Annotated in this window: 12 protein-coding genes; 9 read left to right on the plus strand and 3 right to left on the minus strand. The window is 68.1% G+C overall.

The window, feature by feature from the left end:
- Positions 1-40: 40 nt before the first annotated feature.
- Together C7H84_RS17035 and C7H84_RS17040 are read left to right on the plus strand one after the other, a co-directional pair.
- Positions 41-1,213, plus strand: a complete 1,173-nt coding sequence (locus C7H84_RS17035) for a Gfo/Idh/MocA family oxidoreductase (RefSeq protein WP_121859866.1) — start codon at positions 41-43, stop codon at positions 1,211-1,213.
- A gap of 306 nt (positions 1,214-1,519) precedes the next feature.
- Positions 1,520-2,404 carry a MurR/RpiR family transcriptional regulator gene (locus tag C7H84_RS17040; protein ID WP_121859867.1) on the plus strand — a complete coding sequence of 295 codons (885 nt, stop codon included), beginning with the start codon at positions 1,520-1,522 and terminating at the stop codon, positions 2,402-2,404.
- A 76-nt stretch (positions 2,405-2,480) separates the two neighbouring features.
- Here the strand turns inward: C7H84_RS17040 and C7H84_RS17045 are convergent, their stop codons facing one another.
- A complete protein-coding gene (locus tag C7H84_RS17045; RefSeq protein WP_121859868.1) occupies positions 2,481-4,001 on the minus strand; it encodes a CoA-acylating methylmalonate-semialdehyde dehydrogenase in 1,521 nt (506 codons plus the stop codon).
- A 110-nt stretch (positions 4,002-4,111) separates the two neighbouring features.
- On the opposite strand from C7H84_RS17045, the gene C7H84_RS17050 reads away from it, so the two are divergent.
- The 7 genes from C7H84_RS17050 (at position 4,112) to C7H84_RS17080 (ending at position 11,529) form a co-directional block, all read left to right on the plus strand.
- Positions 4,112-5,047, plus strand: coding sequence for a LysR family transcriptional regulator (locus C7H84_RS17050; RefSeq protein ID WP_121859869.1), 936 nt, complete (start codon positions 4,112-4,114; stop codon positions 5,045-5,047).
- Between the two features lie 191 nt (positions 5,048-5,238).
- A complete protein-coding gene (locus tag C7H84_RS17055; protein WP_006753156.1) occupies positions 5,239-5,466 on the plus strand; it encodes a sulfurtransferase TusA family protein in 228 nt (75 codons plus the stop codon).
- 235 nt (positions 5,467-5,701) lie between these two features.
- Complete coding sequence (locus C7H84_RS17060) at positions 5,702-6,154, plus strand: peptidase (RefSeq protein WP_121859870.1); 453 nt, start codon at positions 5,702-5,704, stop codon at positions 6,152-6,154.
- Between the two features lie 265 nt (positions 6,155-6,419).
- A complete protein-coding gene (locus tag C7H84_RS17065) occupies positions 6,420-7,124 on the plus strand; it encodes a response regulator transcription factor (protein WP_006402120.1) in 705 nt (234 codons plus the stop codon).
- Positions 7,121-8,482 (plus strand): FecR domain-containing protein, encoded by a 1,362-nt coding sequence (locus C7H84_RS17070; protein ID WP_121859871.1) that lies wholly within the window; start codon positions 7,121-7,123, stop codon positions 8,480-8,482. Before C7H84_RS17065 ends, C7H84_RS17070 begins: the two co-directional genes overlap by 4 nt.
- A 10-nt stretch (positions 8,483-8,492) precedes the next feature.
- Positions 8,493-10,880, plus strand: a complete 2,388-nt coding sequence (locus C7H84_RS17075; RefSeq protein ID WP_121859872.1) for a CHASE2 domain-containing protein — start codon at positions 8,493-8,495, stop codon at positions 10,878-10,880.
- Positions 10,881-10,917: 37 nt separating this feature from the next.
- Positions 10,918-11,529, plus strand: a complete 612-nt coding sequence (locus C7H84_RS17080) for a DUF4136 domain-containing protein (RefSeq protein ID WP_121859873.1) — start codon at positions 10,918-10,920, stop codon at positions 11,527-11,529.
- 59 nt (positions 11,530-11,588) lie between these two features.
- Here C7H84_RS17080 and galU read toward each other — a convergent pair whose 3' ends face one another.
- On the minus strand, positions 11,589-12,473 hold the full coding sequence (galU, locus tag C7H84_RS17085) for a UTP--glucose-1-phosphate uridylyltransferase GalU (protein ID WP_121859874.1): 885 nt from the start codon (positions 12,471-12,473) through the stop codon (positions 11,589-11,591).
- A gap of 87 nt (positions 12,474-12,560) precedes the next feature.
- A complete protein-coding gene (locus C7H84_RS17090) occupies positions 12,561-15,428 on the minus strand; it encodes a valine--tRNA ligase (RefSeq protein WP_121859987.1) in 2,868 nt (955 codons plus the stop codon).
- Positions 15,429-15,573 lie beyond the last annotated feature (145 nt).

A 15,573-nucleotide genomic window follows, 5' to 3' on the forward strand; every position in this document is an offset into this window, starting at 1 on the left:
CCATTCTGAACACCCGAATACAGACAGGAACACGACAATCATGATCGACGGACAGATTCTGCTCGGCCATTCGATTCGCTGGGGCATGGTCGGCGGCGGGCTCGGCAGCCAGATCGGCTACAGCCACCGCTCGGCCGCCTTGCGCGACGGCAGCTTCCAGCTGGTCGCCGGCGCGTTCGACATCGATGCCGAACGCGGTCGACAGTTCGGCGTGAAGCTCGGCGTCGATGCGGACCGCTGCTATCCCGACTACCGGACGATGTTCGATGCCGAGGCGAAGCGTGCCGACGGTATCCGCGCGGTGTCGATCGCGACGCCGAACAACACGCACTTCGAGATCTGCCGCGCGGCGCTGAATGCGGGGCTGCACGTGGTCTGCGAGAAGCCGCTGTGCTTCACGACGGAAGAGGCCGAGGCGCTGCAGCGGCTGTCGGTCGAGAAGAACCGCATCGTCGGCGTCGCGTACGGCTATTCCGGACACCAGATGATCGAGCAGGCACGCGAGATGATCGCGCGCGGCGATCTCGGCGAGATCCGCATCGTGCAGATGCAGTTCGCGCACGGCTTCCATAGCGAAGGTGTCGAGGCCGCGAGCGCGGCCGCGCGGTGGCGCGTCGATCCGAAGTTCGCGGGCCCGAGCTACGTGCTCGGCGACATCGGCACGCATCCGCTGTACATCTCGGAAGTGATGGCGCCCGAGCTGAAGATCAAGCGTCTGATGTGTTCGCGGCAGAGCTTCGTGAAGAGCCGCGCGCCGCTCGAGGACAACGCGTTCACGATCATGGAATACGACACCGGCGCGATCGGCTACGTGTGGTCGAGCGCGGTGAACGCGGGCTCGATGCACGGACAGAAGGTACGTGTGATCGGTTCGAAGGCGAGCGTCGAATGGTGGGACGAGCATCCGAACCAGTTGCGCTACGAGATCCAGGGGCAGCCCGCGCAGGTGCTCGATCGCGGGATGCCGTACCTGCATCCGAACGCAACGCGCGAGGATCGCATCGGCGCCGGGCATCCGGAAGGGCTGTTCGAAGCGTGGTCGAATCTGTACGCGCGCTTCGCGCTCGCGATGGACGCCGCCGATCGCGGCGACGCGCAGGCGTTGAAGAACATCCGCTTTCCGGACGTCCACGCGGGTGTCGAAGGTGTGCGCTGGGTCGAGAACTGCGTGCGGTCCGCCGATGCGGGCGGCGTGTGGGTCGACTATCGATGAGCGAACGGCGGCCGATGCGCGGCGTCGACCAGCGGCCGTGAGCGGCTGTCGGCTGCCGCGGCGCTACCGTCCGTCTGGGCGTCGGTAAACGCCCTAATCTTTACGGCGCGGCGACCCCGTTGGACAATCGTTCCAACCCAGCCGTGGAGCGTGTGCAGGTGATGATCGAGCGCGTGGGAGCGAGCGTGCGGCACGGGCCGTGCCGCAAACGTGATTAAATTCGCCCTTCATGCATGTATACAGGTGAGCCCCGGGCCGCGTCCGCAAGCTGCGCGCGCATCGGGGCCGTCAACTTCGCGCTATCCGATGAGTTCATCCGAGAAACCACCCGCCACCGTCGAGGCGTTCCTGCAGCATCTGACGCAGGAGTACGACGGCCTCAGCAATCGCCTGAAGGTGATTGCGCGTCACGTGGAAACGCATCGGGACCAGCTTGGGCTGGAAGGCATCCAGTCGCTCGCGGAGGCGTGCGGCGTGCAGCCGTCGGCCGTCGTGCGGTTCGCGAAGCATTTCGGCTTCTCGGGCTTCTCCGAGATGCAGCGCCTGTTCCGCGAGGGCCTTGCCCAGCAGATCGCGCCGGGCCGCGCGTACAACCTGCGCGTACGCGACGTGATCGAATCGGGCTCGTCGAGCCTGCAGCCTGAACAGATCGCCGACGAATTCATCAAGGGCAGCATTGCCGGCATGCAGCAGCTGCGCCAGACGCTCGACCCGCACGCGCTCGCACAGGCCGTCGACCTGCTCGCCGATACGCAGGCGATCTGGATCGCCGGCTCGCGCCGCGCGTTTCCGATCGCCGTGTATCTCGACTACGCGCTGCAGCACACCGACAAGCGCATCGGTCTGTTCAGCGCGCTCGGCAGCATGCATCTCGGCCAGATCCGCTCGGTGCGCGAGGGCGACGTGATGATCGTGATCTCGTTCATGCCGTATGCGGAAGAGACGGTGCAGGTCGCGCAGCAGGCCGTGCAGCGCGGCGCGCGCCTGATCGCGATCACCGACAGCCGGATGAGCCCGCTCGCGCGGGAGGCCGAGGTGACGCTGATGGTGCAGGACAGCGCGACGTTCGGGTTCCGCGCGCTGACCGCGACGATGGGTCTCGCGCAGAGCCTGTTCGTCGCGCTCGCGTACCGGCTCGAACTGTCGTACCTGCCGACCGCCGACGGCGCACATGGCACGAAGGCCGGCTGACGCCTGCCTTTGATCTGCCCGCCGCCCGCCGCCCGCCGCCCGCGGCTCCCGCCGGCGGGCGGCTTGCCGATTACGCTTACTTCGCGGTCGGCATCGCGAACTCGGCGCCCTTGCCGATGCTCGACGCCCAGCGCTGCATCACCGACTTCTGGCGCGTATAGAAGCGCACGCCTTCCTCGCCGTAAGCGTGCATGTCGCCGAACAGGCTCTTCTTCCAGCCGCCGAAGCCGTGCCAGGCCATCGGCACCGGAATCGGCACGTTGATGCCGACCATGCCGACCTGGATGCGCCGCGCGAATTCGCGCGCGATGCCGCCATCGCTCGTGTAGCACGCGACGCCGTTGCCGAACTCGTGCGCGTTGATCAGGTCGACGGCTTCGCCGAAGTCCTTCACGCGCACGCAGCCGAGCACCGGCCCGAAGATCTCTTCCTTGTAGATGCGCATGTCGGGCGTCACGTGGTCGAACAGCGTGCCGCCGGTGAAGAAGCCTTCTTCGCGGCCCGGCACGCGCAGCCCGCGGCCGTCGACCACCAGTTGCGCGCCCTCACTGACGCCTTGCTCGATATAGCCTTCGATGCGCTTGAGCGCTTCGCCGGTGACGATCGGCCCCATCTCGACTTCCGGCGACATCCCGTCGCCGATCACCAGCTTGCGCGCGCGCTCGGCGACCGCCGGCACGATCTTGTCGGCCACGTCGCCGACCAGCACCGCGATGCTGATCGCCATGCAGCGCTCGCCGGCCGAGCCATACGCGGCGCCGATCAGCGCGTCGACCGCCTGTTCGATGTTCGCGTCGGGCATCACGACGAGGTGGTTCTTCGCGCCGCCGAGCGCCTGCACGCGCTTGCCCGACTGCACCGCGCGCTGCTGCACGTAGGCCGCGATCGGCGTCGAGCCGACGAAGCTGACGGCCTGCACGTCCGGGTGGTCGAGGAGAGCGTCGACCGCGCCCTTGCCGCCCTGCACGACGTTGAACACGCCGGCGGGCAGGCCGGCCTGCGTGAGCAGGTCGGCGATGAACAGCGCCGCCGACGGGTCGCGCTCGCTCGGCTTCAGCACGAACGTGTTGCCCGTCGCGAGCGCGACCGGGAACATCCAGCACGGCACCATGCACGGGAAGTTGAACGGCGTGATGCCCGCGACGACGCCGAGCGGCTGGCGCATCGTCCAGTTGTCGATGCCGGTGCTGACCTGGTCGGTGAAGTCGCCCTTCAGCAGTTGCGGCACGCCGCATGCGAATTCGATGATGTCGATGCCGCGCGCGACTTCGCCCTGCGCATCGGAGAACACCTTGCCGTGCTCGGCCGTGATGATCGCGGCCAGCGTGTCGCGGTGTTCGTTCATCAGTTGCAGGAAGCGGTGCAGCACGCGCGCGCGGCGGATTGGCGGCGTGTCGGCCCAGGCCGGGAACGCGGCGTGGGCGGAGGCGACCGCCTGCTCGACTTCGCTGTCGTCGGCGAGTGCGACGCGGCGCACCGCGCGGCCGAGTGCCGGATTGAGGACGTCCTGGAAGCGGCCGCTGCGGCCGGCAACCGGCGCGCCGTCGATGTAGTGGCCGACGTCGGCGTCGGACGTGTACGCGGGAACCGTGGTCATGCGTGTCTCCTGGGGATGGGCGATGGACGGAACCTAGTCTAGGCAAAGCGGTGGGGCGGGAGAAGGCCGCGCAGCTTGATTCACTGTTCAGAATTCTGAATAATCGCTGGATGAATCAGCAAAATGTCCAGGCGCTCTGGCCGCATATCCATTCGCTGACGGTGCTGGCCGCGGCCGGCAGTTTCACGGCCGCCGCGCAGCGGCTCGGCATCAGCAAGGCGGCGATGAGCCAGCGCATCGCCGATCTCGAGAAGGCGGCCGGCGTGCCGCTCGTGCGGCGCACGACGCGCAGCGTGCGGCTCACCGACGCGGGGCAGACGCTCGTCGACAGCACGCGCGACGCGTTCGAATCGATCGGCCAGCACTTCGCGCGCGTGAAGGACCTGGCCGGCGAACCGCGCGGGCTGCTGCGCGTGACGGCACCCGTCGCGCTCGGGCGCCAGCAGGTCGTCCCGCATCTGCCCGATTTCCTGCGGCAGCATCCGGGCGTGCAGATCGAGCTCGACCTGTCCGACCGGCTGCATTCGCTGACGCAGGAGGGCTTCGATCTCGCGATCCGCCACACCACGACCGCGCCGCAGACCCACGTCGCGTGGAAGCTGTGCGACACGCGCTCGCTGCTGGTCGCGAGCCGCGACTACCTCGACGCGCGCGGCGCGCCGCGTCATCCGGGCGAACTCGTCGACCACAGCTGCCTGTGCTATCTGCGCGACAACGAGCCGGCCGCGTGGAGCTTCGAGCCGGACGGCCGGCGGCGCGAGCGCGTGAGCGTGCCGGTGCGCGGCAGCTTCGCGGCGAACAACAGCGAGGCGATGCGCGAGGCCGCGCTCGGCGGCCTTGGCATCGCGCTGCTGCCGGATTTCAGCGCGCAGCGCGATCTCGACGCGGGCCGGCTCGTCGCGCTGCTCGACGGCTGGCGGCCGTCCGGCGCGTTCGGCGATCACATCTTCGCGATCCGGCCGTACAGCCCGGTCGTGCCGAGCGCGGTGCGCGCGCTCGTGCGGCATCTGCGCGAGCGGCTCGCGGGCGGGTTCTCCGGCCACTGACATGCGGCGCCCGCGCTTGACGGGCTGGCTTGAGCTTGCCCGAACTTGCTTGAAAGCGCCGCCGCGCGCGCACCGCGTCCCGCGGGCCGTGCGTTGGCCGTTCGGCCGCTCGGGCAGTCGCGGCCGCGCTGCGGTAAAATCGCCGCTTCCTCCCGCGCCCGCGTGGCGCGTCATTCGAAGGTCGACAGCCGATGCAGATTCACAAGGAAGTGGACGCGCGCGGGCTCAATTGCCCGTTGCCGATCCTGCGCGCCAAGAAAGCGCTCGCCGATATGGAGAGCGGGCAAATCCTCAAGGTGCTCGCAACCGACCCGGGCTCGCAGCGCGATTTCGCCGCGTTCGCGAAGCAGACGGGCAACGAGATCGTCGAAGTGACGACCCAGGACAAGACATTCGTGTTCCTGATGCGCCGCCGCTGACGGCACGCATCACGCGCCTCTCGCGGCATGCCGCCGGGCAGGGTCCGGCTGCGGTCGGGCCGCGCCACCCAAGGCTCCGCGCCTCTGACAATTCTTAAACCTCGTCGCACGACCGGCTGCGTATACTGACCCGGCCGGTCGTCCGTCTCGGATGGATGCGCCGGCCACGGTACGTCATACGAGGCGGGCACGGGGGCCATGCCTGACGCTACCGTCGTACAAACGGGGAAAGGACATGTCCTCCAGACCAGGGACCATTCGAAGTCCGTCCGCGGCGGAATGCAGTGCGCCCGCACGCGCGGCGGGGTTGAGCCGGATCGAGCTCGACCCGCAGCAGGATCGCCACGCGCGTGCCGCACTCGAGGCCTATGCCGATTCGGCGGCAACCGACATGCCGTGGCTGGCCGAATCGCTCGGCGAGCGGCTGCGCGATGCCGCGCGGCACGACGGCGCGGGCCTCACGTATTGCGGTGCCACGATCGAGCGCGTGTTCGAGTTCGCACAGGCGTGGGCGGCGAGCCAGCCCGACTATGCGGCGCCCGCGTGGGAGCGCGTGCGCGGCCAGCTGGAGCGCATGCTGACGCAGCCCGTGCTGCGGCAGCCGGAGCAATCGCCCGTCGCACGGTTACGGCGCGTGCCGGCCGACGATTTGGGCGAACCGGGGGCCGGCATGGCGGCCGCCGATTGAGCGCGCGAATGCGCGACGGGAAGGATTATTCGAATAAAGGAGCGTAGTCCGCGCAATTTCTTGGCGAATTTCATACTACTATGATGAAATCGCCGGTTCGTCCGTGCCCCGTTTTTGAGATATTTGGCCGGGGCGTCGCATCGCGCCGATTACGCGGGCGGCAAACGACGGCTCGCCGGCCGGAGCCGGCGTCGCGCGCACGGCGCGTGGCGGGGTGAGCGCGGGGAGCTGTACTGGACGGATCGATTTCGATTTGCGGGGTGCTATGAGAATTGCTGTACTGGATGACGATCCGGCCCAGACGGATTTCGTCAGTCAAACGCTGACGGCCGCCGGCCACACGTGCTATGCGTTCAAGGAAGGCAAGGCCCTGAAGAAGCGTCTGCAGCGCGAGACCTTCGATCTGCTCGTGCTCGACTGGAACGTGCCTGACATGTCCGGCGAGGAAGTGCTCAAGTGGGTGCGTGCGAACCAGACGGAGCACAGCCTGCCGATCATCTTCATGACGAGCCGCGACGACGAGGCGGGGATCACCCAGATCCTCAACGCCGGCGCCGACGATTACGTGGTCAAGCCCGTATCGGGCCCGATCCTGCGCGCGCGCATCGGCTCGCTGCTGCGCCGCGCGTATCCGGTCAACGCGGAGGCGACCGTTCGCGAGTTCGACCAGTTCCGCTTCGACGTGAACCTGAAGCAGGCCTATGTCGGCGACAAGGCCGTGAGCCTCACGCAGAAGGAATTCGAGCTCGCGCTGTTGCTGTTCCAGCACCTCGACCGGCCGCTGTCGCGCGCGCACATTCTCGATCTCGTGTGGAAGCAGGCGACCGACATTCCGTCGCGCACGATGGACACGCACATCTCGATGCTGCGCACGAAGCTCGGCCTGCGGCCGGAAAACGGCTATCGCCTCGCGCCGATCTACGGCTATGGCTACCGGCTCGAGCGGGTCGGCCAGGGAGAGCCCGAGTGACCGCGGGAATCACGCGGCGCACGGCGAGCTTGCGCGCGGCGGCACTGCGGGCCGCAGGCACGGTCGCGTTTGCGTTCGCGGCTCAGCACGCCGCGGCGCAACCGCCCGCGGCGGCGGGCAAGACGGTCGTCTACCGCACGCATGCCGGCGACACGCTGTACGACGTCGCCGCGCGCTACCTGCAAGGTCCGGACGACTGGCACCTGCTGCAGCAGATCAACGGCGTGCCGGCCCCAAAGCACCTGCAGCCCGGCATCGCGCTGAAGCTGCCGGTCGCGCGGCTGCGCAAGGAGAAGTTGACTGCCCGCGTGGTCGCGGTGCAGGGCACGGCCGAGCGCGCGTCCGGCGACGCATACGCACCGCTCGCGAACGACGCGACGCTCGCCGAGGGCGACCGCATACGCACCGGCGCGAACGGCTTCGTCACGCTCGAGCTCGCCGACGGCACGCACATGAGCATGCCGCCGGACAGCCAGCTCAATCTGAAGACGCTGCGCCGTACCGTGCTGACCGGCACGCTCGATCGGGAGTTCGAACTGTCGCGCGGCTCCGTCGACAGCGAAGTCACGCACCTGAAGAAGCGCGACGACCGATTCCAGATCCGCTCGCCGTCGGTCGTGGCCGGCGTGCGCGGCACGCGGTTCCGCGTGAACTACGACGCGGCCGGCAATGCGGCGACGCGCATCGAAGTGCTCGACGGCACCGTCGGCGTCGCGGGCAAGCGGCAGCCGGCCGGCCCGACGCTCGTGCATGCGAACTTCGGCAGCGTCGCGACGTCGTCGGGTGCGGTCGGCGCGCCCGTGCAACTGTTGCCGGCCCCGGCGCTCGCGCACCCGGACAAGGTGCAGGACGAGCCCGACGTCGCGTTCGACATCGCGCCGCTGTCCGATGCGCATGCGTATCGCCTGGAACTCGCGCACGACGCGGGGATGCTCGACCTGTTCCGCGAAACGCGCACGGATACGCCGCGCGCGCTGTTCCGCGACGTGCCGAACGGCACGTATTTCGTGCGGGTCGCCGCGATCGATGCCAACGGTCTCGCAGGGAATCCGCGCACCTACGCGTTCGAGCGGCGCCAGATGGGGCTCGACGCGACCGCGACGCCCGGCGCCGACGGCTACGAGTTCCGCTGGTCGCCGAACGGCGCCGGCAAGGACGCACGTTACCGGTTCGTGCTGTCGCGCTCGAAGGACCTGAGCGCGCCGGTCGTCGACCAGGTCGGCCTGCAGGCGCGCAAGATCACCGTCGCGCACCTGCCGCCCGGCGACTATTACTGGGCAGTGACGGTCGAGGAATTCGAAGGCGGCAAGTTCTATCAGAAGACGAGTCCGGTCGGCGCGTTCACGTTGTCGCGCTGACCCGCGGCGCATGAAACCCGACTCTGTTTCCCCGCGGCGGCGCCTCGGCCGCCGCTTCCTCATTGAGTGGATCGCGATCGGCTGCCTCGGGATCGCGGTGATTCTCTCGTGCGCGCTCGGCCGGCTGTCGTCGAGCGTCGACGGGCTGATCTACGACCGGCTGCTGATGCTGCGCAGCCTGCCGCTGTCGCCTGACGTCGTCGTCGTCGACATCGACAACCAGAGCGTGTCCGCGCTCGGCCGCTGGCCGTGGCCGCGCACCGTGCATGCGCGGCTGCTCGACACGCTCGCGCGGGCGCAGCCGGCCGCGGTCGTCTACGACGTGCTGTTTACCGAACAGTCGCCCGAGGACCGCGCGTTCGCGGACGCGATGACCCACGTCCCGACCTTCCTGCCCGTGCTGCTCAGCCCCGAACAGGCGGACGGCTCGCGCACCGTCGATCCGCCCGTCGCCGAGCTCGCGGCGCGTGCGACGGGGCTCGGCCACATCAATCTCGAAGTCGATCCCGACGGCATCGTGCGCAGCGTCGCGCTGTTCGAAAGCGACGGACGCGTGCGCTGGCCGCAATTGATGGTGCCGGTCTACCGCGCGATCCAGGCCGGCCGGCTGCAGCCGGTCGCCGGTGCGCCCGCCCCGAATGCGCACGACCTGGCGCGCGACGCGACGGGCGACGGCCGCTACCTGATCCCGTTCAGCCGCAACACGCCCGCGTATCCGACGCTGTCGTTCGACGACGTGCTCGAAGGGCGCGTGAAACCCGACGCGCTGCGCGGCAAGATCGTCGTCGTCGGCGTGACCGCGTCGGGCCTCTACGACCGCTTCGCGACGCCGGTGTCGGGCGATTTCGGGCCGCTCGCCGGCGTGTACATCCACGCGAACGTGCTCGACATGCTGACGACCGGCAGCGCGATCCTGCCCGCGTCGCGCGCGGGGCTCTTCGTCGCGTCGCTGCTGCCGCTCGCCGTGCTGCTGGGCGGCTTCCTGATGCTGTCGCCGTGGCGCGCGCTGCTGCTGACGCTGAGCCTGGCCGCGCTTGCCGTCCTCGCGAGCGTCGCGCTGCTGTTCGAGGCGCGCGTGTGGCTGTCGCCCGCGCCCGCGATCTTCGGGCTGATCGCCGTGTACCCGATCTGGAACTGGCGGCGCCTGGAAATGACGATGTCGTACCTGCGCCGCGAACTGCAGCGGCTCGCCGACGAGCCGCACCTGCTGCCCGAGGCGCCGCGCACGCGCAGCGTCGGCGGCGACGTGCTCGAACGGCAGATGGCGTTGATGGCGCAGGCCGCGCAGCGCGTGCAGGACATGAAGCGCTTCGTGTGGGACAGCCTCGACAGCATGCCGGAGCCGATCTTCGTCACGGATCTCGCCGGCACCGTGCTGATCGCGAACCACGCGGCGAAGCGCTACGGGTCGCGACTCGCGCTGCCGCTGCCGGAAGGGCGGCCGCTGCGCACCGCGCTCGGCGAGCTCGCGTTCATGAAGACCGTCGACGGCAACGCCGAGCACGACGTCAGGATCCGCGAACACTGGCCGGCCGCGCTCGACCCGACGCTCGAGGCCGAGCACGACGCGATGGCGCGCGGCATCGAGGTGCGCGACCGCGACGGCTTCGACCATCTGTTACGCTACGCCGCATGCACGAACGCACAGGGCCGCGTGACGGGCTGGATCGCGAGCCTCGTCGACGTGACCGAGCTGCATGCGGCCGAGCGGCAGCGCGAGGAAGCGCTGCACCTGCTGTCGCACGACATGCGCTCGCCGCAGTCGTCGATCCTCGCGCTTGTCGAGATCGAGCGCGACCGCGTCGAATCCGACACGATGCGCGGGCTGCTCGCGCGGATCGAGCGTTATGCGCACCGCGCGCTGTCGCTGGCCGACGAGTTCGTGCAGCTGGCGCGCGCGGAGTCGCAGGCGTATCAGCTCGAACCGACGGGGCTCGTCGACGTGCTGATCGACGCGAGCGACGAAGTGTGGCCGCAGGCGCAGGCGAAGCGCATCCGCATCGATACCGACGTCGGTACCGACATGTGCTGGACGCGCGCCGATCGCTCGCTGCTCACGCGCGCGTTCGTGAACCTGCTGAACAACGCGGTCAAATACAGTCCGCCCGACACGGTGATCGCGTGTACGCTGACGGTCGAGCACGCATCGAAGCGGATGTTCTGTACGATTCGCGATCAGGGGTACGGCATTGCGCCGGAGGATCAGCGACATCTGTTCGAGCGGTTCAAGCGGTTCCATGCCGGCGAGCGGCCCGAAATCTCGGGCTCCGGGCTCGGCATGGCATTCGTGAAGACGGTCGTCACCCGCCACGGCGGCAGCGTGACGGTCGACAGCGAAGTGGGTGTCGGCACCGCGGTGACGGTGTCGCTGCCCGCGATCGACGAGCCGTCCGCCTGACAGGGCCGGGCACGACGGCAGGCATTTGGGGAAAGTCATGAGAAAGGAATGGGCAGCGACCGCGCTGGCGGCGTCGCTGTTGACGGGTTGCGCCGGCGTCACGACCGGCGTAAGCACGCTCGGACAGCCGAATGCGTTCGCATCCGGTGCGCACGGCTACGCGTTCGTCCGCACGGCTGCGCAGGCCGATGATGCCGAATACCGGCAGGTCGAGACGCTGGTGCGCGACGAGCTCGCGCACCGCGGCTTCGACGCGCAGCCGGGCAACGCCCGCTACCGGTTGTCGATCGCGTATGCGACACAACCGGCGGCGGTTGCCGCGACGGCCGAGCAGTGCGGCGCCGCGAGCAGCGCGTGCGTGACCGTCGACGGGCCGGCGCCGTTCGCGCTGCCGCTCGCGGGCAAGGTGTACCGCCATGTGCTGACGCTGCGCTTCGTCGACGCGCAAACCGGCGCCGACGTCTATCGCGTATCGGCGTCGCTGCGCGATCGCGATGCGGGCACGCAGCAGGCCGCGCCGACGCTCGTGAAGAGCGCGCTCGCGAAGCTGCCGTTCGAACCGGGCGACGGCTGGCTCGTGAAGACGAAAAAAGACGACGCGGGCGCAATGCCGGGCGTCGTCTCGGTGAAGCCGGCCGCTGCGCGCTGACGCGCGGGCCGTGAGGTGAGGGCGGGCCCGCCGTCGAGGCGAGGCCGGCCCGTGCCGGTTCAGTCGGCCGCTTGCGCGTTGCCGCGCGTGCGCAGGTACGCGTCGAACTCGGTGCCGACTTCCGGGTGGCGCAGCGCGAATTCGACGGTCGCCTTCAGATAGCCGAGCTTGCTGCCGCAGTCGTAGCGCGTGCCCTGATACTTGTAGGCCAGCACTTGTTCGTCGGCGAGCAGCGCCTGGATCGCGTCGGTGAGCTGCAGCTCGCCGCCCGCGCCCGGCTTCAGCGCGCGCAGGTGTTCGAAGATCCGCGGCTTCAGGATGTAGCGGCCGACCACGCCGAGGTTCGACGGCGCGACTTCCGGCGCCGGCTTCTCGATGATGGCCGACATCTTGACGATCGACTCCTCCCACTCCTTGCCGTCGACGATGCCGTACGACTTCGTCTCCGACGGCGGGATCTCTTCCACGCCGATCACCGAGCTGTGATAGTGGTCGAACACGTCGACCATCTGCTTCATCACGGGCGGGTTGCCGTCGAGCAGGTCGTCCGCGAGGATCACGGCGAACGGGTTGTCGGCGACGAGTTTCTCCGCGCACAGCACCGCATGGCCGAGGCCGAGCGCTTCCGGCTGGCGCACGTAGAAGCAGTCGACGTGGCTCGGCTTGATGCTGCGCACGAGCTCGAGCAGCTTCTCCTTGCCGCGCGCCTCGAGTTCGGCCTCGACTTCGTACGACTTGTCGAAGTGATCCTCGATCGCGCGCTTGCTGCGCCCGGTCACGAAGATCATCTCGGTGATGCCCGCGGCGATGGCTTCCTCGACCGCGTACTGGATCAGCGGCTTGTCGACGACCGGCAGCATTTCCTTCGGGCTCGCCTTCGTCGCAGGGAGGAACCGCGTGCCGAGACCGGCAACGGGGAATACCGCCTTGGTAACTTTCAACATGATCGAACCTTTATTCCTGTAATCGTCTTGTCAGACGGTCTATGTTCACGTTCCGATTATAGTGAACGCAAACGACCTTACCGTTTGTTACGCAGGCAACCGATCGAGTTGGGCGCGCAGTTTTTCGAGCGTGCTCTGGAACTCGGCGACGCGTTTCTGTTCCTGTTCGACCACGGCCGGCGGCGCTTTCGCGACGAACGCCTCGTTGCCGAGCTTCGCATTGCACTTCGCGATCTCGCCCGTCAGGCGCGCGATTTCCTTCGACAGGCGCTCGCGCTCGGCCGCGACGTCGATTTCCACCTTCAGCACCAGCTTGTTCGGGCCGACGATCGCGATCGGCGCGCCGTGCGCTTCCTTGTCGAGCGTCGCTTCGTCCGCGAGGATCTGCACTTCCGACAGGCGCGCGAGGGCCTGCACGTACGGCGCGAACGAGCGCAGGCGCTCGGCATCGCCGGCCGCGAGCAGCGGCACCTTGGTCGCCGGCGACAGGTTCATTTCGCCGCGCAGGTTACGGCACGCGTCGACGATCGCCTTCAGATCGGCCGCCCATTGTTCGGACGCCTCGTCGATCTTCTCCAGGTTCGCGACCGGATACGCCTGCGTCATCAGCGACGCTTCGCCCTCGGCCTTGCCTTGCGGATAACGGCCGGCGAGCGGCGCGACCTTCTGCCAGAGCGCTTCGGTGATGAACGGGATGATCGGATGCGCGAGACGCAGCACCGTTTCCAGCACGCGCAGCAGCGTGCGGCGCGTCGCGCGCTGCTGTTCCGGCGTGCCGTTCTGGATCTGCACCTTCGCGAGTTCGAGGTACCAGTCGCAGTACTCGTCCCACACGAACTTGTAGATGCTGGTCGCGATGTTGTCGAAGCGGTAGTCGGCGAAGCCCTTCGCGATGTCGGCCTCGGTGCGCTGCAGGAGCGACACGATCCAGCGGTCGGCCGCCGAGAAGTCGAGGTAGCCGCCGGGGCCGCAGTCGCCCGCGCCGCACACTTCCGGCTTGTCGGCGCCGCAGTCGTGGCCTTCGCAGTTCATCAGCACGAAGCGCGTCGCGTTCCACAGCTTGTTGCAGAAGTTGCGATAGCCTTCGCAGCGCGCGAGGTCGAAGTTCACGTTGCGGCCGAGCGTCGCCATCGACGCCATCGTGAAGCGCAGCGCGTCGGTGCCGAACGCAGGAATGCCGTCCGGGAATTCCTTGCGCGTCTTCTTCTCGATCGTGGCGGCCTGCTTCGGGTTCATCAGCCCCGTCGTGCGCTTCGCGACCAGCGTGTCGAGGTCGATGCCGTCGACGATGTCGATCGGGTCGAGCGTGTTGCCCTTGCTCTTCGACATCTTCTGGCCTTCCGCGTCGCGCACGAGGCCGTGCACGTAGACGGTGTGGAACGGCACCTTGCCGGTGAAGTGCGTCGTCATCATCACCATCCGGGCGACCCAGAAGAAGATGATGTCGAAGCCGGTGACGAGCACCGACGACGGCAGGAAGTGCTGCAGTTCAGGCGTTTCGTTCGGCCAGCCGAGCGACGAGAACGGCACGAGCGCCGACGAGAACCACGTGTCGAGCACGTCCTCGTCGCGCTTCAGCGCGCCGGCATAGCCCTTGGCAGCGGCCTGCGCACGCGCTTCTTCCTCGTCGCGCGCGACGAACACTTCGCCGTTCTCGCCGTACCACGCGGGAATCTGGTGACCCCACCACAGCTGGCGCGAGATGCACCAGTCCTGGATGTTCTCGAGCCATTGGTAGTAGGTGGTCGTCCAGTTTTCCGGCACGAACTTGATCTGGCCGCTGCGCACGACGTCGAGCGACGTTTCGGTGATCGACTTGCCCGGGTTGAACGTGCCTTCCGGCGCCGCCTTGGTCATCGCGACGAACCACTGGTCGGTCAGCATCGGCTCGATCACGACGCCCGTGCGGTCGCCGCGCGGCACCATCAGCTTGTGCGGCTTCACCGAGTCGAGGAAGCCCTGCGCGTCGAGGTCGGCGACGATCGCCTTGCGCGCGTCGAAGCGGTCGAGGCCGCGATACTGCTCGGGGCCGTTGTCGTTGATCTTCGCGTCGAGCGTCAGGATCTCGATCGGCGCGAGGTTGTGGCGCAGGCCGACCTGATAGTCGTTGAAGTCGTGCGCCGGCGTGACCTTCACGACGCCCGTGCCGAATTCGCGGTCGACGTAGTCGTCGGCGATCACCGGAATTTCACGGCCGGTCAGGGGCAGCGTGACCAGCTTGCCGATCAGGTGCGCGTAGCGCTCGTCTTCCGGGTGGACCATCAGCGCGACGTCGCCGAGCATCGTCTCGGGGCGCGTCGTCGCGACCGTCAGCGAACCCGAACCGTCGACGAGCGGGTAGCGGATGTGCCACAGGTGGCCGTTTTCTTCCTCGCTCGCAACTTCGAGGTCCGACACGGCGGTGAGCAGCACCGGATCCCAGTTCACGAGGCGCTTGCCGCGATAGATCAGGCCCTGTTCATACAGCGTGACGAACACGTCGCGCACGGCGGCCGACATCTTGTCGTCCATCGTGAAGTATTCGCGCGACCAGTCGGTCGACGCGCCGAGGCGGCGCACCTGGCCCGTGATGGTCGAGCCGGACTGCTGCTTCCATTCCCACACGCGCTCGACGAATTTCTCGCGGCCGAGGTCATGGCGCGACACGCCCTGCGCATCGAGCTGGCGCTCGACGACGATCTGGGTCGCGATCCCCGCGTGGTCGGTGCCGGGCACCCACAGCGTGTTCTCGCCGAGCATTCGGTGGTAGCGGGCGAGGCCGTCCATGATCGTCTGGTTGAACGCGTGGCCCATGTGCAGCGTGCCGGTGACGTTCGGCGGCGGCAGCTGGATCGCGAAATCGGGGCGCGCCGGATCGAATGCCGGGGCGGCATGGCCGCGTTTTTCCCACTCCGGCCCCCATTGGGACTCGATGGTGTGGGGTTCGAAACTCTTCGCAAGCGTGCTGTCGCTCATGGTTGGAAATCTGCCGAAAAATGCGTGAATTGGATGCCGAATCTGACAATTATAAATGGATGCACATCGGCCAGCCATTGCCGTGCCCGCGCAGGCCTGTCGCGGCACAACGGCGGCGCGCTGGCGGCGTGACGGCGGCCGCGAC

It is taken from the genome of Burkholderia sp. Nafp2/4-1b, from assembly GCF_003635165.1.
Lineage (GTDB): Bacteria > Pseudomonadota > Gammaproteobacteria > Burkholderiales > Burkholderiaceae > Burkholderia.